This is a genomic window from Parasphingorhabdus pacifica, assembly GCF_054779195.1.
In genome coordinates this window covers 75,167-99,742 of the sequence record NZ_BAAGYS010000011.1, presented here as the reverse complement: position 1 = coordinate 99,742, position 24,576 = coordinate 75,167, and the positions used below count along the sequence as shown (strand labels likewise).

Sequence of the window (24,576 nt, the reverse complement as noted above, 5' to 3'; positions counted from 1 at the left end):
ACGCGCCTCTCAGTACTTCAGGAGGTTGGCGTCATCGACCGAGGCCGAGCGACGCGTACGGAAGATCGACATGATGATCGCCAGGCCGACCACGACCTCTGCGGCGGCAACCACCATCACGAAGAAGGCCATGACCTGCCCGTGCACCGAACCCTCGATGCGGGCGAAGGTGACCAGCGACAGGTTGACCGCGTTGAGCATCAGCTCGATGCACATGAACACGACGATCGCGTTGCGCCGCACCAGGACGCCGACGGCACCGATCGAGAACAGCAGTGCCGACAGCAGCAGGTAGTGGGTCGGGGTCACTGCCTGACCTCCTCGGGGGTGTTCTCGGAGCCCTTGCCGTTGCTGTGCCCGCCGTCGTGCCCGTTGTCGCCGTTGAGCCCGCTGCCCGCGGGGCCGCCCTGGCCCGCTCCGGACCCGGCTTCACCGTTCCCGGCGTCGTCGTCCCCGGCTGTTCCGCCTCCGGTGGGGCCGTCTCCGGTCGGGCCGTGCTCCTGGTGCCCGTCGCCGGAATCCGCGTGCCGCCGACCGGACTCGTCCTCCGAGCCGATGAGCGCGTGCGGATCGTCACCGGAACCCGGCTGGTCCACCACGCCCTCGCGGCCGTCCGCGGTCCGGGGGACCGGAGTGGTGGAGAGCAGGTCCGACAGCGAATCCGCCGCTACCGACCCGTCCGGCAACAACGCGGGAGTGGCCACCGAGTCCGCCGTGGCGTAGACGCCGGGCCCCGGCAACGGCGACACGCGAGCGTGCTCCCCGCGGAACCGCGCATCGGCGGTCGCCCGCTGGGTTCGACGGGCGCCCCGTCCCTTGCCGCCGTAGGCCAGCACCATCGCCCCCAGCGAAGCGGTGATCAGCAGGGCCGAGGTGAGTTCGAACGGAAAGAGGTAGTCGGTGAAGATGAGCCGGCCGAGTCCACCGGCACCGCCGCCCTGCGGCGACCACGGGTCGAGCGGCGCCGCGACCGGCACCTGCGTCAGCGACCGCGCCAGCCCCGTGGCCAGCAGCATCGCGAAGCCGATCCCCACGATCATCGCGGCGAGCCGCTGACCGCGCAGTACCTCCACCACCGAATCCGACGCGTCCCGTCCGACCATCATCAGCACGAACAGGAACAGCATCATGATCGCGCCGGTGTAGACGATGATCTGGGTGAAACCGAGGAACTGCGCGGCCTGCGCCATGTACAGCACGCCGAGCGAGAGCATGGTCGTGATCAGGAACAGCGCGGAGTGCACGGCGCTGCGCGCGAACACCATGCCGAGCGCACCGACCAGTGCCAGCGGGCCGAGGATCCAGAAGACCACCGTCTCCCCGGTTCCCACCACGCCCTCGGCCTGCGCCAGGTACGCCGTTGCCAGGACAGTCATCAGCGCCTGGCCTCCTCTTTGCCGGTCTCGACCGTCTCGCCTTCCGGCACGCCCTTCTCCCTGGCGAGTTCCGGACCACGCACGTAGTAGTCCTGCTCGTCCTCGCCGAGGCGCATCGGATGCGGTGCCTGCTCCATGCCCGACAGCAGCGGGGCCAGCAGGTCCTCCTTGGTGTAGATGAGGTTCTGCCGGTTGTCGTCGGCTGTCTCGTACTCGGTGGTCATCGTCAGTGCCCGCGTCGGGCACGCTTCCACGCACAACCCGCAACCGATGCAGCGCAGGTAGTTGATCTGGTAGTCCATGCCGTAGCGCTCGCCGGGCGAATACCGCTCGTCCTCGGTGTTCGTGCCGCCCTCGACGAAGATGGCGTCCGCCGGGCAGGCCCAGGCGCACAGCTCGCATCCGACGCACTTCTCCAAGCCGTCCGGATGCCGGTTGAGCTGGTGACGACCGTGGAACCGGGGCGCGGGGATCTTCTTGACCTCCGGGTACTCCTCGGTCACGACCTTCTTGAACATCGTCGAGAAGGTGACGCCGAATCCCTTCAGCGGATCAAACATTCCCATGTGACGCCTCCTTTGCTGAGTCGTCGCCGTCCTCGCCCGGCAACTGGGCGGTCTGCGCACCCGAACTCACCGGCTCACGCCGCGGTGGCGTCCTGGGCACTTCGAGGTCGATGGGCGGGACCGGGTAGTCCCCGCCCGAGAGCTGCACCTCGTCCTCGCGTTCCGGAGGCTGCTTGTCCGGGAGCAGGAAGCTCACCGCCAGCAACACCACCAGCACGATCCCGCCGACGATGAGGAACTGCTGCGTGGTGACCGCGTCCTCGTTGCGCAGCGCGCGGATCAGCGTGACCGCCACGATCCACACCAGGCTCAGCGGAATCAGGACCTTCCAGCCCAGGTCCATGAACTGGTCGTAGCGCAGTCGCGGCAGCGTGCCCCGCAGCCACACGAAGAAGAACAGGAACATGATCGTCTTGCCGAGGAACCACAGCACCGGCCACCAACCGGTGTTGAGCACCCCGTCACCGATCATCGAGAGCGGCCAGGGCGCGTACCAGCCACCGAAGAACAGCGTGGTGGCCAGCGCCGAAACGGTGACCATGTTGATGTACTCGGCGAGGAAGAACAGCGCGAACTTCAGCGACGAGTACTCGGTGTGGAAGCCGCCGACGAGCTCGGACTCCGCTTCGGGCAGGTCGAACGGGGCGCGGTTGGTCTCACCGACCATCGACACCAGGTACACCAGGAAGCTGAACGGGAGCAGCAGGAAGAACCAGCCCTGCTCCTGCGCCGCCACGATCCCGGAGGTGGACAGCGTGCCCGCGTACATGATGACCGCGACGAACGACAGCCCCATCGCGATCTCGTAGGAGATCACCTGCGCCGCCGAGCGCAGCGAACCGAGCAGCGGGTACGGAGAGCCCGACGACCAACCGGCCAGCACGATGCCGTAGACCCCGATCGCCGCGCTGGCCAGCACGACCAGCAGCCCCACCGGGAGGTCGACGAGCTGCAGCGCGGTGCGCTCGCCGAAGATCGTCACCTCCGGGCCGATCGGAATGACCGAGAACGACACCAGTGCCGGGGTGGCCGAGATGATCGGCGCCAGGATGTACACCCACTTGTCGGCCAGCACCGGCCGGATGTCCTCCTTGAACGCCAGCTTCAACCCGTCGGCCAGCGACTGCAGGATGCCGAACGGTCCGGCTCGGTTCGGACCGGGCCGGTGCTGCATCCGACCGATCACACGGCGCTCCGCCCAGATCGTCAGCAGCGTCATCAGCACCAGGAAGGCGAAGATGGCGACGACCTTGATCAGGATCAGCCACATCGGGTCGTCCGCGAGGAGCTTGGCGGTTTCGGTCATGCCCTGCCCCCGTCGATGTGCGTGGAGCTGCCCTCGGACCCGGCGGGTCCGGCCGGGTTCTCCGGTCGTGCCGGGTTGTGCCTGACGACGTGGCCGTTGCCCGCGGCGCCGGCCATGGGTGCCGCCGGTGCGATGTCGACCGGCGCACCGTGCCCGACCCCCAACGCGCGGTTGACCTTGGCCGGTCCGGATGCGGTGGGCACCCACACGACGTCGTCGGGTATCTCGGTCACCACGGCTTCGAGGGACAGCGAGCCCTTGTTGCTGCGGAGCTGCACCCGCTGCTCGGGTTGCAGTCCGAGACGTTGCGCGGTGCGCGGCGAGATCATCGCCACCGACCGGCGTGCCGTACCCGCCAGCTGCGGTTCATCGGCCTGGAGCGAACCGTTGTCGAGCAGCTGTCGCCAGGTCGCCAACCGGACCTGCCCGGCGCCCAGCTCGGGTGCCGGAACGACCGGTTCGTTCGGCGGTGCAGCCCGCTCGCCGGTCGTGGTGCCGAGCCTGCGTCGCTCCGCGGCCACGGCACCCGGGGTTTGGGTGAACAGGTCGGCGTCCATCTCCACGGCCAACGTGTCCAGCACCCGGCAGTCCGGCAGCGAACCGGTGCGTTCGATGGTGAGCTCGAACTCGCGGGGTCGACCCTCCCAGCTGAGGTAGCTGCCGGACTTCTCCACGCTCGGCGCGATCGGCAGCACCACATCGGCGTGCTCCGTGACCCTGCTCGGGCGCATCTCCAAGCTCACCACGAACTCGGTGCGGCGCAGCGCCTGTTCGGCCAGTCCGGGATCGGGCAGATCGCCGGGGTCCACGCCGCCGACCACCAATCCGGAGAGCTTTCCCTGGTGGGCGGCGGTGAGCATGCCGGTCACGTCGCGTCCGGCCCGGCCCGGCAGCGATCCCGGTTCCATCCCCCAGGCTCGTTCGAGCTCGGTCCGCGCACCCGGATCCTCGACCCGGCGTCCACCCGGCAGCAGACCGGGCAGCGCGCCGGCCTCGACCGCGCCGCGCTCACCGGCCCGGCGCGGGATCCAGGCCACTCGTGCACCGGTGCGCTCAGCGGTTCGCAGAATCTCGGAGTACAGCCCCGGCACCTGCGCGGCGCGCTCACCGACGACCAGGACCGCACCTTCGCCGCGCAACGCTTCGTCCACCTCGGACGGCAGATCGGTCAGCGCGGCTGCTTCACCGCCCGGTGGACAGGTGATCAGTTCGCCGGTGCGTTCCACTCCGCCGTCGCCCGGGATCGACGTGGTCTTCTCCACTCCGGGCGAGTTCCACTGCCCGAGGTGGAACACCTTCGTCGAACCCTTGCGGGCCGCCTTGCGCAGCCGCAGGAAGACGATGGGGGATTCCTCTTCGGGCTCGAAGGCCACGCACAGCACGGCCGGTGCGGCTTCGAGGTCCCGATAGGTCACCGCGCCCGTCTCCGGGCCGGTTCCCACCACGGTGGACTCCAGGAACGCCAGTTCCTCCGCCGAGTGCGCGCGGGCCCGGTAGTCGATGTCGTTGGTGCGCAGCGCCACCCGCGCGAACTTGGCGTAGGCGTAAGCGTCCTCGGTGGTGAGTCGTCCGCCCGGCAGCACACCGACCCCGGAAGCGTCCCGCGCGGCGAGCAACCCCTCGGCGGCGACCCGCAGGGCCTCGGTCCACGACGTCTCCCGCAGCTCGCCGTCGACCCGGATCATCGGCCTGGTCAGCCGGTCCGAAGCCGTGGCGTACCGAAACGCGAATCGGCCCTTGTCGCAGATCCACTCCTCGTTGACCTCCGGCTCGTCACCGGCCAGCCGTCGCATCACCTTGCCGCGCCGCCAGTCGGTGCGGGTCGAGCACCCCGAAGAGCAGTGCTCGCACACGCCCGGGGTGGAAACGAGGTCGAACGGCCGCGAGCGGAACCGGTATGCGGCGCTGGTCAACGCCCCCACCGGGCAGATCTGGATGGTGTTGCCGGAGAAGTACGACTGGAACGGCTGATGCTCGCCGATGCCGATCTGCTGCACCGCACCGCGTTCCAGCAGCTCGATAAAGGGGTCACCCGCGATCTCCTTGGAGAACCGGGTGCACCGCTGGCACAGCACGCAACGCTCGCGGTCCAGCAGGATTTGCGACGAGATCGACACCGGCTTGGCGAACGTGCGCTTCTGGTCGTGGAACCGCGAATCGCTCCGGCCGTGCTTGAGCGCCTGGTTCTGCAGCGGGCATTCACCGCCCTTGTCGCAGACCGGGCAGTCCAGCGGGTGGTTGATCAGCAGCAGTTCCATCACGCCCTGCTGTGCCTTGTCCGCCACCTGGGAGGTCTTCTGTGTCTTCACGACCATGCCGTCGGCGGCGGTGATGGTGCAGGACGCCTGCGGTTTGGGCATGGCGCGCCCGTTCACCTCGACCTCCACCAGGCACTGCCGGCACGCGCCCGCCGGGTCCAGCAGCGGGTGGTCGCAGAACCGCGGGATCACGATTCCCATCCGCTCCGCGGTGCGGATGAGCAGTTCGCCCTTGGGGGCGTCCACCTCGATACCATCGATGGTCAGCCGGACGTGGCCCTCCGGGACCGGGGGAGATTCGTTCTTGGCTTCGGGTGCCACCGTCATCGGGCCGCTCCTACCAGTGCGGACTCGTCATTGGACTCACCCCGGTTGTTCGAGCACAGGGCGAGGAACTCGTCTCGGAAGTACTTGATTCCGCTGGTGATCGGGCTGACCGCACCGTCGCCGAGCGCGCAGAACGACCGGCCGAGGACGTTGTCGCAGACGTCGAGGAGGGTGTCGATGTCCTCCTCGGTGCCCCGGCCCTCGACCATCCGCTCCAGCACCTGCGCCAGCCAGAAGGTGCCCTCCCGGCATGGGGTGCACTTTCCACAGGACTCGTGCTCGTAGAACTGGGTCCACTTCATCACCGCCCACGGCACCGACACGGTCTCGTTGAACACCTGCACCGCCGTGGTGCCGAGCATCGACCCCGCTTCGGCGGCACCCTCGAAGTCCAGCGGCACGTCGAGGTGTTCGGCGGTGAACAGCGGTGTCGACGAACCACCCGGTGTCCAGAACTTGAGTGGTACGCCGTCCTTCATGCCGCCCGCCAGCTCCAGGAGCTGCCGCAGGGTCGTTCCGAGCGGTGCTTCGTACTGGCCGGGGCGCTCGACGTGCCCGGAGACCGAGTAGATCTTGGGTCCGGGCGACTTCTCCCCACCCATGCTGCGGAACCAGTCCGAACCGCCGTTGACGATGAACGGCACCGAGGCGATCGTCTCGACGTTGTTCACCGTGGTCGGACAGGCGTAGAGACCGGCTGCGGCCGGGAACGGCGGTTTCAGCCGGGGCTGGCCACGCTTGCCCTCCAGCGAGTCCAGCAGTGCCGTCTCCTCGCCGCAGATGTAGGCGCCGGCCCCCGCGTGCACGACGATGTCGCAGTCGAACCCGGAGCCGAGGACGTTCTTGCCGAGATACCCGGCGTCGTAGGCCTCGCGCACCGCGGCGTTCAATCGCCGGATGCAGTGCAGCGCCTCACCGCGAACGTAGATCGCCGAGAAGTTCGAGCGCATCGCATAGCAGGCGATGATGACGCCTTCGATCAGCGAGTGCGGATCGGCCATCATCAGCGGAATGTCCTTGCAGGTGCCCGGCTCGCCCTCATCGGCGTTGATCACCAGGTAGTGCGGTTTCACCGGATCCTTGGGCATGAAGCCCCACTTGACCCCCGCGGGGAAGCCTGCACCGCCCCGGCCGCGCAGGCCGGCTGCCTTCACCAGTTCGATCAGCTGGTCCGGTTCCGCGCGCAACGCCTTCCGCACCGCCGTGTAACCGTCGGACTCCTCGTAGGAGCGCAGGGTCCACGAACGCGGCGACGTCCAGCGTTTGGTCAGCACCGGGGTCAGCGGGTCCACCCGGGTCTCTTCGGACATGGCCACCCTCACTTCTTCTCCGGAACGGGCGGAAGTTCCGCGTCTTCGGGCATCGCCGGGGCGGTCCAGCCGCGTTCTTCGGCGAGCCGGGCACCGCGCACGGTTTCCGGAGCCGACGACGGCCCCTCCACATCGGAGTCGCGCGCGTCGTCGAAGAACCCGGCGAGCTGCCGCTCGGTCGCCCGGAAGTCCGACAGCGGCGCACCTCGGGTCGGATCAGGCTTCTCGCCGTTCTGCAGGGACCGGACCAGTTCCAACGCCTTCTCGGGCGTCTGGTTGTCGTAGTACTCGTAGTTGACCTGCAGCACCGGACCGAGATCGCAGGCGGCCAGGCATTCGGCGTGCTCCAGGGTGATCGAGCCCGTCTCGCCCGGAGTACCGGCCGTCTCGTCGTGCCCGACACCCAGGTGTTCGCGCAGGCTGCCGTAGATCGCGTCGCCGCCGAGCGCCGCGCACAGGGTGTTGGTGCACACGCTGACCAGGTGCTGCCCGCACGGCGTGCGCTTGTACATCGTGTAGAACGTGGCCACCGCGCTGACCTCGGCGGCCGACAGCGCCAGCTGTCCGGCGCAGAACTCGATCCCCTCCGTGCTGACGTGCCCCTGCACCGACTGCACCAGGTGCAGCATCGGCAGCAGCGCCGAGCGCGACTCCGGGTATCGGTCGATGATGCGCCGGGCATCGGCCCGCACGTCGTCGCCGAACACCGAGGTGTCGGCCATCGGATGCACCACCGACTCGGTCTGCGTGAACTCGAACTGCTCGGTCATCGATCCACCCCGCCCATCACCGGGTCGATGGAAGCCACGGACGCGATCACGTCCGCCACGAGGCCGCCCTCGGACATCGCGGGCAGCGCCTGCAGGTTGACGAAGCTCGGATCCCGGGTGTGCACCCGCATCGGCCGCGTACCGCCGTCGGAAACGACGTGGTAGCCGAGTTCACCGCGGGGCGACTCGATCGGCACGTACACCTGTCCCGGCGGCACGTCGAATCCCTCGGTCACCAGCTTGAAGTGGTGGATCAGCGATTCCATCGACTGACCCATGATCTTGCGGACGTGGTCCAGGGAGTTGCCCAGACCGTCGGGGCCGACCGTGAGCTGCGCGGGCCACGCGATCTTGGGGTCCGAAACCATCACCGGCCCCGGCTCCAGCTTGTCCAGGCACTGCCGGATGATCCGCAGCGACTCGTGCATCTCGTCCAACCGGAGCTGGAACCGCGCGAAGCAGTCCGCGTCGGTGCTCGTCGGCACCTCGAACTCGAACTCGTCGTACCCGCAGTACGGGTCGATCTTGCGCATGTCCCAGGCCAGCCCGGCCGAACGCAGCAGCGGGCCGGTTACCCCGAGCGCCAGACACCCGTCCAGCGGCAGGTAACCGACGTTCTTGAGGCGCTGATGCCAGATCGGCTGCCCGGAGAAGAGCTTCGCGTAGTCCGGCAGGCGCTTGTCCATCACCTTGATGAATTCGAGGATCTTCTCCCGGTAGCCCTCCGGGAGATCCTGCGCGACGCCGCCCGGCCGGATGAACGCGTGGTTCATCCGCAGCCCGGTGAGGAACTCCAGCAGGTGCAGGACCTCCTCCCGGTCCCGGAACCCGTAGGTCATCCCGGTGGTGGCGCCCAGTTCCATCGCTCCCGTCGCCAGGAACACGAGGTGCGAGGAGATCCGGTTCAGCTCCATGAGCAGGACCCGGATCGTCTCCGCGCGCTTCGGAACCTCGGTGCGCAGCAGCTTTTCGACGGCCATGCAGTAGCCGGCCTCGTTGTGCAGCGGCGCGAGGTAATCCATGCGGGTCACGAACGTGACGCCCTGGGTCCACGTCCGGTACTCGCAGTTCTTCTCGATACCCGTGTGCAGGTAGCCGATCACCGTGCGAGCCTGCGTGACCACCTCGCCTTCGAGCTCCAGCACGAGGCGCAGCACGCCGTGGGTCGACGGGTGCTGGGGGCCCAGGTTGATGACGACCCGGTCTTCACCCCGGGTCTCGTCGAGGAACTCGTCCCAGTCCCCGCCGGTGACCGTGTAGACCCGGCCTTCGGTGGTCTGCCGCTCGGAGGCCGTGTGCGGATCGAAGCCGTCCGCACCGTCGTCGTTGCCGACCGGAGGATCGGCCAGTCGTTCGGAACTCATCTCCAGCACCTCTCCGCGGTGAGCTGCCCGTGGAATCCGGGTCCGGCGCGGAACGCGGGCCCGGTTGAAACCGCTCGTGGTCCAGTCGGCGCGGACGTCACGTGTACGACCTCCGCTGATCCGGAGGTGGGATCTCGGCGCCCTTGTACTCCACCGGGATCCCGCCGAGCGGGTAGTCCTTGCGCTGCGGGTGGCCCTCCCAGTCGTCGGGCATCAGGATCCGGGTGAGCGCGGGATGCCCGTCGTAGACGATGCCGAACATGTCGTAGGCCTCCCGCTCCTGGAAGTCGGCGGTCGGGTAGACCTCGACCACCGAGTCCACTCGCGGCAGTTCGTGGTCGTCCTCCGACCAGTCCAGGGCTGTTTCGACCCGGATGCGGCGGCGGTAAGTCATCGACGTCAGGTGGTATACCGAGTGCAGCCGCTGCGCCACCTCCGGCCCGTAGTCCACACCGGACACCGAGCTGCACAGTTCGAACCGCAGCGCCGGATCGTCCCGGAAGGCCCGGCACACCTCGAGGAGGTGCCGCGGGTCCACGAAGAACGTGATCTCGCCGCGGTCCACTGTCACCTGACGGATCGCCTCCGGCGGCAATCCGCGCTCCCGCAACGCGGCGAAGAGGTTGTCGGCGACCTCGTCGAACCACCCGCCGTACGGTCGCTCGGCCGCCGTGGGCACGTAGGCGGGCAGGCGCAGCCCGCCGTATCCCGAGGTGTCGCCGGTGCCCCGCACACCGAACATCCCCTGCCGGGCTCGGCCGGCCACGACGGGACCACGTCGTTCGGCCACCTCGCCCTTGCCCTGCTGGGCGGGTTCGAGACCGCCGGCTCGTTCCGCGCTCGACCCCTCTTCGCCGGGGTCCGGAGTCGTCTGGTTGACGGTGTCGTTCATGACCTCATCTCCCCGCGCCGAGTTCGGAGGTGTTCGACTCTCCTTCGGCGTTGTCGAGCTCCCGAGTGTTCAGCGGCCGCTCCGCGCCCATCTCCCGGCGCTGCGCGAGCTGCTGGCGCTCGGCGCGCTTCACCTCCGCACGGTTCTTGGGGGCGTACCGCTCGGAGGACGGGATCATCTCGGTTCGGTCGCCGCGCTCGGCGCGCAGCTCGGCCCGCTTCGCGTTGATGGGCTCGTCCATGACCTTGGCGTGCAGCTTCAGGATCGCGTCGAGCAGCATTTCCGGCCGCGGTGGACATCCGGGCAGGTACATGTCCACCGGCACGACGTGGTCGACGCCCTGCACGACCGCGTAGTTGTTGAACATGCCGCCGGTGGAGGCGCACACGCCCATCGACAGCACCCACCGCGGTTCGGGCATCTGGTCGTAGATCTGCCGCAGCACCGGGGCCATCTTGTTGGTCACCCGGCCTGCGACGATCATCAGATCCGCCTGGCGCGGGGTGGCCGAGAACCGCTCCATGCCGAACCGCGCGATGTCGTAGCGCGAACCGCCGACGGTCATCATCTCGATGGCACAGCAGGCCAACCCGAAGGTGGCGGGCCACATCGATGTCTTTCGCGTCCAGTTGACGAGCTTTTCCACGTTTGCCAACAGGATGCCGTTCGGCAGCTGCTCTTCCAGCCCCATCTCGGCACTCCCTTCTCGAATCGACGCGGCGGGTCGGTGCTGTCCTCGCGGCGACGGGCGAGGCCGTCGCGGTCGGCGATCAGGTCCAGGTGAAACCACCGCGCCGCCAGATGTAGAGGTCGGCGAAACCGAACGTGACGACGAACAACGTCACCGCCACGGCGCCGAAGAGCCCGAGCTGGTCGGCGGAGACGGCGTACGGATAGAGGAAAACCATCTCGATGTCGAACAGGATGAACATCATCGCCGTCATGTAGTAGCTGACGGGCATCCGTCCACTGCCGATGACGGGCTGCGGTGACGGCTCGATTCCGCACTCGTAGGCGTCGAGCTTGGCTCGGTTGTACCGGCGGGGGCCCACCAGAGGCGCGATCGCGACGGAGAACGCCGCGAACCCGAGCGCCAACGCGAACATCAGCACGAGTGGGATGTAGGGGTCTAGCACCATTGCCGCCCTCCTTCAGTGGCCCCCGCCGAGGCGGAAATCACGTCATAACCTCGATTACGCACTCTATGCGGTCGACCGAATCGGCTCCGTATTGAGGCGAACCTAACTTTATGACTTCTCACACACAGAGTCCGGTCCATCTGACCAGACGCGCGGCATCAGGCGCTAGGCGTGAGACGAGTAGTGGCGTTGATCACACGATCCATGGCGTCGCCGTCCTTCTTGTCGTAGAGATTCGCCAGCAGTTTCAACACGAAACGCATCAGCGTGTGGCGCGGAAGGCCGTACTTCGTCGCGGTCCGCATCACCACCGGATTGCCAATCAACTTGCTGAAGATGTTGCCCATCCGGAAGTAGCCACCCATCGCCTCGGACACCGCGGCCGGGTAGCGAGCCAGCGCCCGCTCCCGGGACGGGCCCTCCGGACGAGCGAAGGCGTGCACCACGCACTCGGCCGCCAGGCGGGCGGATTCCATCGCGTAGGCGATGCCCTCACCGTTGAACGGGTTGACCATGCCGCCCGCATCGCCGACCAGCAGCAGGCCGTCGCGGTAGTGCGGAGTCCGGTTGAACCCCATCGGCAGCGCGGCACCGCCGACCTTCCCGACCGAGTTCTCCTCGCGGAAGCCCCATTCCTCCGGCGTTCCGTCCAGCCACGACCGCAGCAGCTTGCGGTAGTCCGTCTTGCCGTACGCGGTCGACGTCGACAGGATCCCCAGACCCGCGTTGACGGTTCCGTCGCCCATCCCGAACAGCCAGCCGTACCCGGGCAGCAGCTGCGGCTGTTCGGGGTTCGACCGGTCCCAGAGTTCGAGGTGCGATTCGAGGTAGTCGTCCTTGCTGCGCGGGCTCTCGTAGTAGCGCCGCACCGCGACCCCCATCGGGCGATCCTCACGCTTCTGGATGCCCACCGACAGCGCCAGCCGCGCGGACACGCCGTCACACCCCACGACCAGGGGAGCTCGGTAGGTGACCGGGACGCGTTCGGGGCCGCTCTTGGCGGTCACGCCGGTGATCCGCCCGGTGCGGTCGTCGGTCACGGCGCCGGTGACGGTGGTGGCCTGCACCATGCGCGCACCCGCCCGCTCGGCGTTGCGCGCGAGCAGGTCGTCGAAGTCGTTCCGCGGCCGGACCACGCCGTACGGGGGGAACTCGGCCAGGTTCGGCCAGTCGAGATCCATCGTGACCCCACCCCCGACCACGCGCAGACCGCGGTTGTGCAGCCACCCCGCCTCTTCGCGGGTGTCGATGCCGAGGTCGATCAGTTGCTTCACACCCCTGGGCGTGATGCCGTCCCCGCACACCTTCTCCCGGGGAAAGGTGCTCTTTTCCAGTAGCAGGACGTCCAGGCCGGCCCTGGCCAGGTACGTCGCCGCCGTCGACCCCGCCGGTCCCGCACCGACGACGATCACATCCGCGTCGTCGTTGGGGCTGCGTCGACTGGTGGCGCTCGTCATGACACTCCTCGTATCCCTGCATGCGCGGTTACTAACCGTGAGCCCGCTTGTGAATGAGTTCACTATCTTCCCGAGTCTAAGCCGGACGAACCGTGCGATCGACCCCGCGACGAGGGTCGCTCGGGTGACCTCCACCGCCGGTGAGCAGGCCCGGGAGGGGGGAATGCGAAGTTCGGCCCGCCGCCTCTGTCGAAATTCCACCGCTGTGCGCGCCACGTCCGGAACCGAGCCGGACACTGCGCGGGGTCAGCGGCCTGTCGATCTTTCGAGGCAGCCGATGCGCGATCGGGACGGACTCCCGGCAGGGTTCGGGCGCGGATGCGTACGCGACCCGCGCGAACCCGCACGCGTCGGGGGGACGGTGTGGCCCGCCAAAGGGCCGAAGAGAGAGTGCTGATTACTCCGGGTTGACCGCTTACTCCGGGTTGACGGCGCGGTGGATGGCGACGACTCCCCCGGTGAGGTTCCGCCACGCGACACCGCTCCAGCCGGCTTCCGCGATCAGCTCGGCGAGCGCGCGTTGATCCGGCCACTCCCGGATCGACTCCGCGAGGTAGACGTAGGCATCCGGGTTGGACGAGACCGCCCGGGCGATCGGCGGCAGGCCGCGCATCACGTAATCCATGTAGATCGAGCGGAACGGTGCCCACGTCGGCGTGGAGAACTCGCACACCACCAGTCGGCCCCCTGGGCGAACCACCCGGGCCATCTCCCGCAGCCCCTCGACCGTGTCGGCCAGGTTGCGCAGGCCGAACAGGATGGTCGCCGCGTCGAACGAGTCGTCCGCGAACGGCAGGTGCAACGCGTCGGCCGCCACCATCGGCAGTCCCCGATCGCGTCCGACCGACAGCATGCCCAGCGAGAAGTCCGCGGACACGCACCACGCACCCGAACGCGCGAACTCGGCGGTGGACACTCCGCTGCCCGCCGCGAGGTCGAGGATCCGCTCGCCCCGCTTCGGTTCCAGCGCCCGCCGCGTGACGTCCCGCCACCGACGGTCCTGCCCGAAGGACAGCACGGTGTTGGTCAGGTCGTAACGCCGCGCCACGCCGTCGAACATCGCGGCGACCTCACGCGGGTCCTTGTCCAAACCGGCCCTAGACACATCCGACAGCCTACGTGGAGCCCTCCGGCCTCAGGCAGCGGACCGTTCGATCCCACCCGAGCCGAGCACCGCCGCGTAGTGCCCGACCAGTTCCTCGCCCAGCGCGGACCACGTCCGATCGGCGACCGCTGCCCGTCCCGCCGCGCCCCACCGGGCTCGCAGCGCCGGGTCCCGCAGCGACTCCACCGCGGCCCGCAGCCGCACCGCGTGTCCGGACACGTCGTGCGGCGGGAGGAGCAGCCCCGTCCTGCCCGGGCGCACGAGATCGCGGGGGCCACCCGCATCCGGCGCGAGCACCGGAAGTCCCGAGGCCATCGCCTCCTGCACCGACTGGCAGAACGTCTCGTACGGGCCGGTGTGCACGAACACGTCCAGGCTCGCGTAGCACCGGGCCAGCTCGTCTCCGGTGCGCAAACCGGGAAACAGCGCGCCGGGCAGCCGATCGGCCAGTGCCGCGCGTTCCGGTCCCGCACCGACCACCACGAGCCGCACACCGGGCACGTCGTTCAACGCCGCCAGGCGCTCCACGTGCTTCTCGGGCGCCAACCGGCCGACGTAGCCGACCAGCAGCTCGCCGTTCGGCGCCCAGGCCGCGCGCAGTTCCGCGTCGCGGCGCTCCGGCCGGAACCGCGCCGTGTCCACCCCGCGACCCCACTGGTGCACGCGGGGAATCCCGCGTTCGCGGAGCGTGTCGACGGCCCAGGTGGAGGGCGCCAGCGTCCGGTCGGCGCCGCAGTGCACCCTGCGCGTCCAGCGCCACGCCGCACGCGCGGTCAGCCCCAGCCCGTACGAGTCGGCGAACCCCGCCACGTCGGTCTGGTAGACGGCCACCGCCGGTACGTCCAGCTTGCGGGCAGCCGCCAGCCCGCGCGCTCCGACGACGAACGGGGAAGCCAGGTGCACCACGTCGGGCCGGAAGTCGCGCACCTCCGCGAGCAACCGTCGCGTCGGGAAGCCGATGGGGAGCGCGGCCAGCGCGGGCACGTCCATGGCGGGCAACCGGACGACCGGACTGCCCGCGTACTCCTCGGGCCCGGGGCCCGGAGCGACCACCATCGCTCGGTCTCCCCGGCGCCGCAGGTGTTCGAGCACCCGCAGCACCGAGTTGGTCACCCCGTTGACCTGCGGCAAGAAGCTCTCGGTCACGATCGCGATTCGCACGGCCCACACGGTGACCAGCCCAGGCGACGCTCACGTGTCGAAGGCCGGAACTCCGTTCGAATGCCAGCCCAACACGCCTCGCACCACGCGAACTTGGCTTGCTGCTCCACCGCTGTCCACCTCTGTTTGGGGTGGGTGTCACCGAATGTGATGAGGCTGAGACGGCATGACGGCATTGCCCTCCCAGCCCGCGCCGAACGTCGAACCCGGTCTCGTCTCGCGGGCTCTCGAGGTAGCGGGGCGACTCGCGAACGACGCCGCCGATGTCATCACCGCCACGGCCGGCCGCGCGGCAGGTCCCGGCGTGGCCGATTCCCCGTTCGACTGGGTCACCGACACCGGGCGAACGCTCGAACGGCACACCAGACGGATCCTGTCCGAGGAGTTCCCCGGCATCCCCGTCTTCGGCGAGGAGTTCGACGCGCCCCCGGCGGTCCCCGAGCACTGGACGGCGGGAGCCGACCGGTTGCGCTGGTCGGTGGACCCGGTCGACGGGACGGCCAACTACGTCGCCGGACTGCCCTGGTGCTCCTACAGCCTGGCGATGCTCGACCGGACCGGGCCGGTCGTGGGCGTGGTCGCCGACCCGTACCGGACGCAGATCTACGCGGCCGCGCGCGGCCGCGGGATGCGCGCGAACGGCGCACGGATCCGGCTGGAAGAGGAACGGGAGACCCGCGCAGGCATCGTGTGCACCGAACTCACCAAGACCGGCACCTGGCCGGGCATGGAACGGTTCATCGCCAACGCGACGGCTGCCCAGGTGGGTGTGCGACTGCTCGGGTCACCGGCGCTGGCCATCACGCAGGTCGCGCTGGGACGGGCCACGGCCGCCGTGCTGGACTCCTACGCGGAATGGGACGTGGCGGCAGCGCTGGCCCTGGCCGAGGAGTCCGGCGCCACCATCGTCGACCGACGGGGGAACCGATCGACGATGCCCACGGACGGCCTGCTGGTGGCCGTCCCCGGCGTGGCGGAGGACGTGCTGGCGTGGTGGCAGCAGGCGACCGGTGGCTGAGTACCGGCCGCTCCGATCGGTCAGCCGACCGGGTCCAGCACCGCGCCGGGTGCCGGGGCCGGTTCGGTTCCGTACAGGGCCGACATCGGGCGAAGCAACGGAAATCCGTCCCGAAGTTCGGCGGCCTGCCGGTGCACCCGGTCCAGGTCGGGTTCGGCCACCAATTGGCCGACGGCCGCCAGTACCTGCTCGGTGAGCTCGCCGAACCGGTTCCCCGCGTCGTCGAGCTGGTCGGAGACCCGGTACACGGCCAGTTCGCCGCGCACCGTGCCGGGGCCGTCGGCGAGGCTGCGTCCCAGTTCCACGAGCGCCAACACCGCGGGCAGCTCGGCGTCCATCCGGCGGACGACCGGCAGCAGCTGGGCCCGCGCCTGCGCGGAGGACACCGAATCGACCGCGCACCGCGCTCGGCGCACGGACTGCTCGCAGCGGTGCAGCCCTTGCCGCCAGGGACCGCGTTCCGGCAACGGCGCCGTCCCCGCGGGCCGAGGGGCCACCTCGCTCCCGGCAGCGGCACCGGCAGGGTCAGTGGTAGCGACAGGGACAGCGACGGGGGCGGGCGCGTCGGCGGGCGCGAGTCGGCCGACCGGAACCGGGGCGGGCTCGCCCGCCCGCCAGTCGGCCCCTGCCCGCAGGCGGGACCAGCCCACGTACGCACCCGCGAGCACCAACATCAGGATCTGCACCCCTGATTCGCCCATACGACGCCGCACCTCCCGATCGGACCTGGCTGAAACCTCATACGCGTGGCCGGTCCGGCTGCGGACCGGCGAACTCCCTCGACGGGGCATTCCCGGATCACTCTGCCGAACCCGGCCGCAGAAAGCGTGGGGGAAAGTACTCACTTTCCACCGGCGACCACTCACCACTGCAACGGCGAGTCCGAACGGGCGATGTGCTGCAGCTCGGCCACGACGAAATCCATCGACTCGGTGTGGGCGCCGTCCCGGCCCCCGGAACCGGCGAAGGGAGCCTGCGCGGCGAGGTCCGGCAACCGCAACCGGGCGACCGACAACGTCTCGTCGATGTCGGTGGCGACGTCCTCGCGCACGATCGCCGGATTCACCGCGCAGTTCGCCTTCGCCAACCGGATTTCGACCGCGTGCGGGTGGAACAGTTCGCCGACCAGCGGCCACACTCGTCGCAGCCCGGCCAGCATGCGCTGCTTGGATCCCGCGCTGCCGTCGCCGAGCCGGATCACCCACTGCGCCGCGTGGTCGCGATGCCGGGTCACGGAAGGCAACGAATTCGCCGCCAACACGGACAGGACCGGGTCACGGGTGGAGACGAGCCGTTCGAAAACGGCGTGCCGCCAGGTGGCGAACACCAGCGAGCGCGCGACCGTGGCCGCGAAATCCCCGCCCGGGCCGGGACCGCAATCGATCTCGGCGAGGCGCACGTTCCGGAACTGGCGCGCGTCCCGGAAGTAGGCGAGCCGGTCCTCGTCCCACCCGGTCCCCTCGATCTCGGCCGCGCGTGCCAGCAGCCCCCTCGCCTGCCCGAGCAACTCCAGGGTGATGGCCCCCAGCGCCATGTTCTCCTCCAGCTCGGGCGCACGAGTGGCCCATTCGGACAGCCGGTGGGACAGGAGCAGGGCGTCGTCGCCGAGCATCGTGCAGTACGTCGCGAGGTCCGAGGCGTCGACACCGGACGGGACCGACCTGTCCGCGACGATGGTCGGTTCGGGTGAGCTGAGGACCCACCCCTGAACTTCCGCGGAGACGCTGTTCATCGCAACCTCCGATGGGTCACATCGGCCTTGCGTGGCAACCGGCCGGGGTGTGCCGGACGGGGTTCCAGGGCAGCGCTGGGGTTCGCGATTCCAGTGTCACACCCGCGCCGGAACGCGGGAAGTGCCTGCGAACAGGACTTATGACCCCAATTTCAGGGACTCCGGGCCGGTTCTCCGGCCCGATTCGAGTCCTCGGTACGCCGCGGCCGACCGCGCAGCATCCACACACCGGTGAGCACGACCGCCCACACGATCGCCAGCGAACTGAACACCGGCAGCAGCGACAGCACCATCGTCCGTCCGGCCACGCGCACCAGTTCGGGGTTGCGCGAGTCGTACTCGACGCGGACCGACTGGCCTTCCTTCAGGCCCGCCGGGTAGAGCACGCCGTTCTGCGGAATGTAGACCTTCCCCTCGTCGGTGCTGAAGCGCACCACGGTGCGGAAGAACGAGGTGTCGACCACCTCCGCCACCGAGGATCCCCTGGATTCCTCGATGGTGCGGTCGTTGATGAAGCAAGCCCCGACAACCGACAACCCGAGGGCGGTCAGCAGCACGCCCGCCACGAGGAGCGCTCGCGCTCCCAGAGCACGCCGGTCACGACGAGGACGCGGAGTGGACGAAGCGTCACTCTCCGCATCCGTCCGGTCCGCCGCAGCGGTCGCCTCCTGAGCCTCCGCGTCGCCAGCCACGAAGCCCGATTGTAGGAGCCGGAGGCGGGGACCGACGGGCGACCCGGCTACCGGCGGAGCCAACTGGTATGAGTTGAAAGAGTGGTGACCACCCCCCGGCAATTGACCGTGCGTACACGCAAGATCCCCGACGGTGACCCGACGCGGGATCTGCGGCTCCTGCGGCTGCTACCGGACGAGCGCACCACCGCGTGGGTCCGCGACGGCGACGGACTCATCGGCTGGGGCGAGGCGGCCCGCCTGCACGCCCGGGGGCCGGATCGGTTCGCCGTCGCCGACGACTGGTGGCAGCGGCAGCGCGAACGCATGGAGATCGACGACGCGGTCCAGCTCCCCGGCACCGGCCCCGTCGCCTTCACCAGCATGGCCTTCGCCGACGTCCCCGGCGACTCGGTCCTGGTCGTCCCGCGGGTCGTGATCGGACAGCGCGACGGCGTGCGCTGGCTCACCACAATCGGGACCGAGACGGACCCGATCGACGACGTCGAACCGCGCAGCGCCCCTCGGCAGCCCGGGACCGTTCGCTACAGCGACGGTCAACTGCCCACCACCCGGTACCGACAACTGGTGGCCGATGCCGTGCACCGGATGGACGGACCGGGCGGGATAGACAAGGTCGTCCTCGCACACGACCTGATCGCCACCACGTCCGAACCGCTCGATACCCGGTTCCTGCTGCACAACCTCGCCGAGCGGTACCCGAGCTGCTGGACGTTCGAAGTGGACGGACTCGTCGGCGCCACGCCGGAGCTGCTCCTCGAACGCACCGGGCGTCAGGTGCGTTCCCGGGTTCTCGCCGGGACCACGTGGCCTCGGGACGGCCGCAGCGCGGACGAACTGGCCGCACAGCTGCGGAGTTCGACCAAGGACCGCAGCGAACACGCCTACGCGACGGAGTCCCTCGCCGACGCGCTCCGCCCGTTCTGCGACCGCATGTCGGTTCCGGACACACCCGAGGTGCTCCGCCTCCGCAACGTCATGCACCTCGCCTCCGACGTGTGGGGGCTGCTCGCCGAGCCCCGCTCCGAAGACGGCACCGCTTCGCTGTTCCGGATGGCCGAGGCCGTGCACCCGACCGCCGCGGTCGGGGGCACGCCGACCGAGGACGCGGTCCCGATGATCCGCGAACTCGAACGAATGGATCGCGGACGCTACGCGGGTCCGGTCGGCTGGATCGACGGCGAGGGGAACGGCGTACTGGGCTTGGCGCTGCGCTGCGCCCAGGTCCAGGACGACACCCCGGGCCGGGACGGCACCGGAGAACGCGACGGCGGCCGGATCGGCGAGCCGGCCCCGGCCGAGGAGGACCCGGGCGTAGGGGACGACCCGGGCGTAGGGGGCGACCGGGGGGCCGAGGGCGGCGCGGAGCCGGCTGTCCCGACGACGGGCCGGGGCAGCCGCGTCCGGTTGTTCGCGGGGTGCGGGGTGGTCACCGATTCCGATCCGGATACCGAGGTGGCCGAAGCGGAAGCGAAACTCATTCCCATCCGAGAGGCGCTCGAAGGGGTCCGCTGAGGACCGTCGAGACCCCTGGGCGGGAACTCCCTGGGGGCCGCGGGCATGCGCGATGCTCGCACCGCCACCGAACACGCTCCCGGCACGCGGGCTTGAGTGCCGGGAGCGTGGTTCCGAGTGCGTGGTGCCCGGTCGGGGATGGCGTCGCCTTGGTGCTGTCGCCTCAGTCGTGCGAGTGCAGCAGGGAATGGGTCTCGTCGAGTTCGGCGACGGCCTTCGGCTCGGCGGCCGCGCGCATGGCACCGGCCGGGACACCCGTCTCGGCACCGACCTCGGGCTTGCCGGGGCTGAACAGCCAGGCATCGAAGAAGCGGTCGAGCTGACGCCCCGAACGCTGCTCGGCCAACTCGATGAACTCCTCGACCGTGCCCGTGGAGTTGCGGTGCTGCTGCAGCCAGGTGCGACTCACGTCGAGCAGCACCTCGTCACCGATCACGTTGCGCAGCGCGTGCAGGGTCATCGCGCCACGGTTGTAAACGGCGCTGTGGAAGATGTTCTCCGCACCCGGATCGCCCGGTGTCACCTGCCAGAACGGATCATCCGCCGGGATCGACGAGTAGTAGTGGTCGAAGAGCTCGTCGGCGGTGCCGGTTCCCCGCTCCTCCGACCACAGCCACTCCGCGTAGGTCGCGAAGCCCTCGTTGGTCCAGATGTCGGCCCACGAATCCATCGACACCGAATCGCCGAACCACTGGTGGGCCATCTCGTGGACGACCACCGAGGTGTTCGACCCGTCGCGGAAGAACAGGTGGCTGTACACGGGGCGGGTCTGGTTCTCCAGCGCGAAGTTCAACCCCTCGGACGCGACGACGCCGCCCTGCGCCTCGAACGGGTACTCGCCGAACAACCGGGACAGGAACTCGGTGATCTCCGGCGTGCGTTCCACGCTGGCCTTGGCCGCACCCGCGTACTCCCCGAGCCCGTCGGCATACGCGGTGACGAACGGCTGACCGAACGCTCCCGTTCCCTTGTGGACCCCGTACTCGCCGATGGCGACGAACGCCAGGTAGCTCGCGGTGGGTTCGGTCGTCCGCCACTTCCACGTCGTCCAACCGGCCAAAGTGGACTTGGCGGTGTTCACTCCGTTGGAAACGACTTCTTTTCCTTCCGGCACCGCGACGGAAACGTCGAAAGTCGCCTTGTCGGTGGGGTGGTCGTTGCCCGGGTACCACCACGCCGAGATCTCGGGCTGCCCGACCGCGAGCGCACCTTGGCTGGTACGCACCCAGGGAGATTTGCCGTCGACCGCCACATCGGACGGAACGTCCGCGTAGTCGACGACGAACGTGGCCAGTTCGCCTTCCGGCAGCGTGTCCGGTGGCGTGACCGTCAGCTCCGTGCCCTCGTGCCGGAACTCCGTGGCGCGCCCGTTCACCCGAACCGACTCGACGTTCAACGCGAAGTCCAGGTTGAACGCGGTGAGGTCCTGGGTGGGGTTGGCCACGATCGTCGTTGTTCCGCGCAGGTGGTCCTGCTCGGGTTCGTAGCGCAACCGGATGTCGTAGTGCGCCACGTCGTAGCCGCCGTTGCCGTAGCCGGGGAAGTAGTCGTCGCCCACTCCCGGTGCGCCCGGCCCGTCGCTGCCCGCGGCGGCCGGAGTGGCCAGCAGCGCCGCCGTGCAGCACGCGGCCGCCGTCGCCCGCAGCCCGTTTCGTCGAAACACCTGCTACCTCCTGATATCGCCGAATGTGATTCGCCGAACACTGTTCGTGCTCGACGATCAGCTAGGAGGGTATGCCGGATCTCAATCGGCCGGGGCCGGAATCGACTTCGCACTTTTCCCACTGCCCGGTCGACTCCGCTCGGACGGCGTGCCGGTGGCGGTGGCTCCCCCGGCAGCCGGGTGGTCAGCCGAGCACGGCCGAGCGGACGGCCGCGTGCAGGCGTTCGTGCACGCCGCGCAGTTGCGCGCGATCGGCACGGACTTCCACGACCCGCAGGCCCGAAGGCCGCCGCAACGCGGAGCCGAGCTCCGAGCGTTCGTGCACCTCGACGTGTTCCACACCGTGCGCCGCGCAGAGACTGCCGATGTCGGTGCCGTGCGGAGTGCCGAAGATCCGCTCGAACGAGTCGGAATGGCGGGGATTTCCCTGCTCCAGCAGCGAAAAGATACCGCCGCCGTCGTCGTTGTACACCACGACCGTGAGGTCGGGGCGTTCTTCGGCCGAGCCGATCAGCAGCCCGTTGGCATCGTGCAGGAAGGTCAGATCGCCCACGAGCGCGTAGGCCGGTGCGTCGTGGGCGAGCGCACCGCCGACGGCCGTCGACACGGTCCCGTCGATACCGGCGACGCCGCGGTTGCGCTGCACGAGCACGTCCGGCCGTTGCCGAGCCGCCAGCGCCACGTCGCGGGTCGGGTTCGAGGAACCCAGAACCAGCAGCGAACCGTCCGGCAACGCGTCCACGACGCCTCGTGCCACCGCGGGCCCGCTCGGCCAGCTCTCCAGATCGACGGCCGCGTGCAGCGCGGCGGAAGCCTTCTGGTCCGCCTGCTGCCAGGTCGTCAACCAGGCCGGATCGGTGCGCCCCGGCGGCTCGCCGAAGGTTTCGGCCACCTCCATGAGGTTGTGCGCGGGGGCGGGCCAGTCCGTCCGACTGCCGTGCGCCAGCAGCACCTCCACCCCGGTGTCCGCGACGAGCGCCTGCACCTGCCGGAAAACGGTGGGGCGACCGACGCACAGCACCTGCTCCGGCCGATTCTTGCGGACGAAGTCGGCGAGGTTGAGCAACCACATCCCGGTACTGATGGCCGCGGTTCCGGACAGTCCCACACCGCCCGCTTCGGAGAGCACCGGCCAGCCGTAGCGCTCGCCCCAGTCGCAGGCCCCTTCCGGGCCACCGTCGGCGACCAGCACCAGCCCCCGTCGCGCCGCGACCCTGGACAGGGTGCTCGGAGCCCAGCCGGAATCGGCCACCTCGGTCCATCGCCGACCACCGGAACGCCCGGCGAGCGACTCGCACCACCCGGGGTCGCCGTCGGGCACGAGTGGATCCCGGAACGGGAGGTTCAGGTGTACCGGCCCACCGCGCGCGTCACCCGCGGCGGCGTGCACGACCCGGCAGACCTGGCTGCGCCAGTACGCGTTCTGCCCCGGGCGGTCCTCGGCGACCGCGAGCTCGTCGAACAGGCGCACTTCCGGCCCGTAGAGCCTGGCTTGTTCGATGGTCTGGTTCGCACCCGCGGCGCGGAGCTCGGGGGGCCGGTCCGCGGTGAGCGCGATCAGCGGTATCCCGGAGTGGTGGGCTTCACTCACCGCCGGGTGCAGGTTGGCCGCGGCCGTTCCGGAGGTGCACACCACCACAACGGGTGTCCCGCCGCGCGCGGCGAGCCCCAGGGCGAGGAATCCCGCGCTGCGCTCGTCGATGCGGACGTGCAGCCGCAGTCTGCCGGTTTCCGCCGCGTCGTGCAGCGCGAACGACAGAGGCGCATTGCGCGAACCCGGGGAGAGCACCACTTGGCGCACCCCGTTGCGAACGAGTTCGTCGACGATGACCTCGGCCTGCGCCGTGGACGGATTCAACACATCACCCCGGTCCCCTGGCTCCCACCTCAGCGGCCCGACCGTACTCCTGCCCCAGCCCCGCTGCCTGCGGCACCTATTGTCCCAGTGTGCTGAACTCGCGTATTTCCGAGCTGTTCGATCCGGACGTGTGGGAGCCCGTCGCAGGTTTCGACTTCACCGACATCACCTACCACCGCTGCGTCGAGGACGGGCCCGGCCGAGGAACGGTGCGCATCGCGTTCAACCGTCCCGAGGTCCGCAACGCCTTCCGACCGCACACCGTGGACGAGCTCTTCCGAGCTCTCGACCACGCCCGCATGACCAGCGATGTGGGCTGTGTGCTGCTCACCGGCAACGGTCCGTCGCCAAAGGACGGCGGCTGGTCGTTCTGCTCCGGTGGTGACCAGCGGATCCGTGGCCGCTCCGGTTACCAGTACGCCAGCGGGGACACCTCCGAAACGGTCGATCCGGCCCGTGCCGGGCGGTTGCACATCCTGGAGGTGCAACGACTCATCCGGTTCATGCCGAAGGTCGTGATCGCGGTGGTGCCCGGCTGGGCCGCGGGCGGCGGGCACAGCCTGCACGTCGTGTGCGATCTCACCCTCGCCAGCGCCGAGCACGGCCGCTTCAAGCAGACCGACGCCGACGTCGGCAGCTTCGACGGCGGTTTCGGCTCGGCTTACCTCGCCCGCCAGACCGGGCAGAAGTTCGCCCGCGAGATCTTCTTCCTCGGCCGTCCCTACAGCGCCGAGCAGGGATACCAGATGGGCATGGTCAACGAGGCGGTCCCGCACGAGGAGCTGGAGGCGACCGCGCTTCAGTGGGCCCGCGAGGTCAACGGCAAGTCGCCCACCGCGCAGCGGATGCTCAAGTACGCCTTCAACGCGATCGACGACGGCTTGGTCGGCCAGCAGTTGTTCGCCGGTGAGACAACCCGCCTGGCGTACATGACCGACGAGGCCGTGGAGGGCCGGGACGCCTTCCTGCAGCGCAGGGAACCCGACTGGTCCGAGTTCCCCTGGTACTACTGAGGCGCGCGAACCCGGCCGTCCGCTCGGGGCGCCGTACCCGTCCCGAGCGGACGG

At 69.4% G+C, this 24,576-nt stretch carries 22 protein-coding genes; 3 read left to right on the top strand and 19 right to left on the bottom strand.

The annotated features are described in order from the left end of the window. Window positions 1-9 precede the first annotated feature (9 nt). The 14 genes from nuoK to ACYVAN_RS17325 form a co-directional block, all read right to left on the bottom strand. Window positions 10-309: an NADH-quinone oxidoreductase subunit NuoK gene (gene nuoK / locus ACYVAN_RS17390; RefSeq protein WP_460960880.1), complete on the bottom strand. Its 300-nt coding sequence runs from the start codon at window positions 307-309 to the stop codon at window positions 10-12. After that, window positions 306-1,376 (bottom strand): NADH-quinone oxidoreductase subunit J, encoded by a 1,071-nt coding sequence (locus tag ACYVAN_RS17385; RefSeq protein ID WP_460960878.1) that lies wholly within the window; start codon window positions 1,374-1,376, stop codon window positions 306-308. The genes nuoK and ACYVAN_RS17385 overlap by 4 nt, the downstream gene beginning before the upstream one ends. Next, on the bottom strand, window positions 1,376-1,942 hold the full coding sequence (nuoI, locus tag ACYVAN_RS17380; RefSeq protein ID WP_460960876.1) for an NADH-quinone oxidoreductase subunit NuoI: 567 nt from the start codon (window positions 1,940-1,942) through the stop codon (window positions 1,376-1,378). The genes ACYVAN_RS17385 and nuoI overlap by 1 nt, the downstream gene beginning before the upstream one ends. After that, on the bottom strand, window positions 1,929-3,248 hold the full coding sequence (gene nuoH, locus ACYVAN_RS17375) for an NADH-quinone oxidoreductase subunit NuoH (RefSeq protein WP_460960874.1): 1,320 nt from the start codon (window positions 3,246-3,248) through the stop codon (window positions 1,929-1,931). The genes nuoI and nuoH overlap by 14 nt, the downstream gene beginning before the upstream one ends. Next, window positions 3,245-5,833: an NADH-quinone oxidoreductase subunit G gene (locus tag ACYVAN_RS17370; protein ID WP_460960872.1), complete on the bottom strand. Its 2,589-nt coding sequence runs from the start codon at window positions 5,831-5,833 to the stop codon at window positions 3,245-3,247. The genes nuoH and ACYVAN_RS17370 overlap by 4 nt, the downstream gene beginning before the upstream one ends. Further along, on the bottom strand, window positions 5,830-7,143 hold the full coding sequence (nuoF, locus tag ACYVAN_RS17365; protein WP_460960870.1) for an NADH-quinone oxidoreductase subunit NuoF: 1,314 nt from the start codon (window positions 7,141-7,143) through the stop codon (window positions 5,830-5,832). The genes ACYVAN_RS17370 and nuoF overlap by 4 nt, the downstream gene beginning before the upstream one ends. 8 nt (window positions 7,144-7,151) lie before the next feature. Then, a complete protein-coding gene (gene nuoE / locus ACYVAN_RS17360) occupies window positions 7,152-7,913 on the bottom strand; it encodes an NADH-quinone oxidoreductase subunit NuoE (RefSeq protein WP_460960868.1) in 762 nt (253 codons plus the stop codon). Beyond that, window positions 7,910-9,277, bottom strand: a complete 1,368-nt coding sequence (locus ACYVAN_RS17355) for an NADH-quinone oxidoreductase subunit D (protein WP_460960866.1) — start codon at window positions 9,275-9,277, stop codon at window positions 7,910-7,912. The genes nuoE and ACYVAN_RS17355 overlap by 4 nt, the downstream gene beginning before the upstream one ends. Window positions 9,278-9,374: 97 nt before the next feature. After that, complete coding sequence (locus ACYVAN_RS17350; protein ID WP_460960864.1) at window positions 9,375-10,169, bottom strand: NADH-quinone oxidoreductase subunit C; 795 nt, start codon at window positions 10,167-10,169, stop codon at window positions 9,375-9,377. A gap of 4 nt (window positions 10,170-10,173) precedes the next feature. Beyond that, window positions 10,174-10,860, bottom strand: a complete 687-nt coding sequence (locus tag ACYVAN_RS17345; RefSeq protein WP_460960862.1) for a NuoB/complex I 20 kDa subunit family protein — start codon at window positions 10,858-10,860, stop codon at window positions 10,174-10,176. Between the two features lie 79 nt (window positions 10,861-10,939). After that, a complete protein-coding gene (locus tag ACYVAN_RS17340; RefSeq protein WP_460960860.1) occupies window positions 10,940-11,308 on the bottom strand; it encodes an NADH-quinone oxidoreductase subunit A in 369 nt (122 codons plus the stop codon). Between the two features lie 158 nt (window positions 11,309-11,466). After that, window positions 11,467-12,765, bottom strand: a complete 1,299-nt coding sequence (locus ACYVAN_RS17335; protein ID WP_460960858.1) for a geranylgeranyl reductase family protein — start codon at window positions 12,763-12,765, stop codon at window positions 11,467-11,469. A 415-nt stretch (window positions 12,766-13,180) separates the two neighbouring features. Further along, window positions 13,181-13,870 (bottom strand): demethylmenaquinone methyltransferase, encoded by a 690-nt coding sequence (locus ACYVAN_RS17330; RefSeq protein WP_460960856.1) that lies wholly within the window; start codon window positions 13,868-13,870, stop codon window positions 13,181-13,183. A 30-nt stretch (window positions 13,871-13,900) separates the two neighbouring features. Continuing rightward, window positions 13,901-15,031, bottom strand: a complete 1,131-nt coding sequence (locus tag ACYVAN_RS17325; RefSeq protein WP_460960854.1) for a glycosyltransferase family 4 protein — start codon at window positions 15,029-15,031, stop codon at window positions 13,901-13,903. Between the two features lie 166 nt (window positions 15,032-15,197). Here ACYVAN_RS17325 and ACYVAN_RS17320 point away from each other — a divergent pair, with 166 nt between their 5' ends. Continuing rightward, window positions 15,198-16,049, top strand: coding sequence for an inositol monophosphatase family protein (locus ACYVAN_RS17320; protein ID WP_460960852.1), 852 nt, complete (start codon window positions 15,198-15,200; stop codon window positions 16,047-16,049). Between the two features lie 20 nt (window positions 16,050-16,069). Here the strand turns inward: ACYVAN_RS17320 and ACYVAN_RS17315 are convergent, their stop codons facing one another. The 3 genes from ACYVAN_RS17315 to ACYVAN_RS17305 all read right to left on the bottom strand — a co-directional run bounded on the left by ACYVAN_RS17315 (window position 16,070) and on the right by ACYVAN_RS17305 (window position 18,473). Further along, window positions 16,070-16,750, bottom strand: a complete 681-nt coding sequence (locus ACYVAN_RS17315; protein ID WP_460960850.1) for a hypothetical protein — start codon at window positions 16,748-16,750, stop codon at window positions 16,070-16,072. Between the two features lie 161 nt (window positions 16,751-16,911). Beyond that, window positions 16,912-17,781, bottom strand: coding sequence for a 1,2-phenylacetyl-CoA epoxidase subunit PaaC (gene paaC / locus ACYVAN_RS17310; RefSeq protein WP_460960848.1), 870 nt, complete (start codon window positions 17,779-17,781; stop codon window positions 16,912-16,914). A 152-nt stretch (window positions 17,782-17,933) separates the two neighbouring features. Then, window positions 17,934-18,473, bottom strand: coding sequence for a DUF3592 domain-containing protein (locus tag ACYVAN_RS17305; RefSeq protein WP_460960846.1), 540 nt, complete (start codon window positions 18,471-18,473; stop codon window positions 17,934-17,936). Window positions 18,474-18,581: 108 nt separating this feature from the next. Between ACYVAN_RS17305 and ACYVAN_RS17300 the strand changes: the two genes are divergently transcribed. Further along, window positions 18,582-19,988 (top strand): isochorismate synthase, encoded by a 1,407-nt coding sequence (locus ACYVAN_RS17300; protein ID WP_460961577.1) that lies wholly within the window; start codon window positions 18,582-18,584, stop codon window positions 19,986-19,988. Between the two features lie 163 nt (window positions 19,989-20,151). On the opposite strand, the gene ACYVAN_RS17295 is transcribed toward ACYVAN_RS17300, so the two are convergent. Together ACYVAN_RS17295 and menD are read right to left on the bottom strand one after the other, a co-directional pair. Further along, window positions 20,152-21,651, bottom strand: coding sequence for a M1 family metallopeptidase (locus ACYVAN_RS17295; protein ID WP_460960844.1), 1,500 nt, complete (start codon window positions 21,649-21,651; stop codon window positions 20,152-20,154). A 184-nt stretch (window positions 21,652-21,835) separates the two neighbouring features. Next, a complete protein-coding gene (menD, locus tag ACYVAN_RS17290; RefSeq protein WP_460960842.1) occupies window positions 21,836-23,509 on the bottom strand; it encodes a 2-succinyl-5-enolpyruvyl-6-hydroxy-3-cyclohexene-1-carboxylic-acid synthase in 1,674 nt (557 codons plus the stop codon). Between the two features lie 89 nt (window positions 23,510-23,598). On the opposite strand from menD, the gene ACYVAN_RS17285 reads away from it, so the two are divergent. Further along, on the top strand, window positions 23,599-24,522 hold the full coding sequence (locus tag ACYVAN_RS17285; protein ID WP_460960840.1) for a 1,4-dihydroxy-2-naphthoyl-CoA synthase: 924 nt from the start codon (window positions 23,599-23,601) through the stop codon (window positions 24,520-24,522). Window positions 24,523-24,576: the final 54 nt, after the last annotated feature.

Bases quoted from the DNA above. Each gene is read 5' to 3' on its own strand.
- ACYVAN_RS17335 (WP_460960858.1), bottom strand. From the start codon at position 12,765: ATGACGAGCGCCACCAGTCGACGCAGCCCCAACGACGACGCGGATGTG.
- ACYVAN_RS17315 (WP_460960850.1), bottom strand. From the start codon at position 16,750: ATGGGCGAATCAGGGGTGCAGATCCTGATGTTGGTGCTCGCGGGTGCG.
- nuoI (WP_460960876.1), bottom strand. From the start codon at position 1,942: ATGGGAATGTTTGATCCGCTGAAGGGATTCGGCGTCACCTTCTCGACG.
- nuoE (WP_460960868.1), bottom strand. From the start codon at position 7,913: ATGACCGAGCAGTTCGAGTTCACGCAGACCGAGTCGGTGGTGCATCCG.
- ACYVAN_RS17350 (WP_460960864.1), bottom strand. From the start codon at position 10,169: ATGAACGACACCGTCAACCAGACGACTCCGGACCCCGGCGAAGAGGGG.
- ACYVAN_RS17370 (WP_460960872.1), bottom strand. From the start codon at position 5,833: ATGACGGTGGCACCCGAAGCCAAGAACGAATCTCCCCCGGTCCCGGAG.
- nuoF (WP_460960870.1), bottom strand. From the start codon at position 7,143: ATGTCCGAAGAGACCCGGGTGGACCCGCTGACCCCGGTGCTGACCAAA.
- nuoH (WP_460960874.1), bottom strand. From the start codon at position 3,248: ATGACCGAAACCGCCAAGCTCCTCGCGGACGACCCGATGTGGCTGATC.
- paaC (WP_460960848.1), bottom strand. From the start codon at position 17,781: ATGAACAGCGTCTCCGCGGAAGTTCAGGGGTGGGTCCTCAGCTCACCC.
- ACYVAN_RS17320 (WP_460960852.1), top strand. From the start codon at position 15,198: ATGACGGCATTGCCCTCCCAGCCCGCGCCGAACGTCGAACCCGGTCTC.
- ACYVAN_RS17355 (WP_460960866.1), bottom strand. From the start codon at position 9,277: ATGAGTTCCGAACGACTGGCCGATCCTCCGGTCGGCAACGACGACGGT.
- ACYVAN_RS17385 (WP_460960878.1), bottom strand. From the start codon at position 1,376: ATGACTGTCCTGGCAACGGCGTACCTGGCGCAGGCCGAGGGCGTGGTG.
- ACYVAN_RS17345 (WP_460960862.1), bottom strand. From the start codon at position 10,860: ATGGGGCTGGAAGAGCAGCTGCCGAACGGCATCCTGTTGGCAAACGTG.
- ACYVAN_RS17340 (WP_460960860.1), bottom strand. From the start codon at position 11,308: ATGGTGCTAGACCCCTACATCCCACTCGTGCTGATGTTCGCGTTGGCG.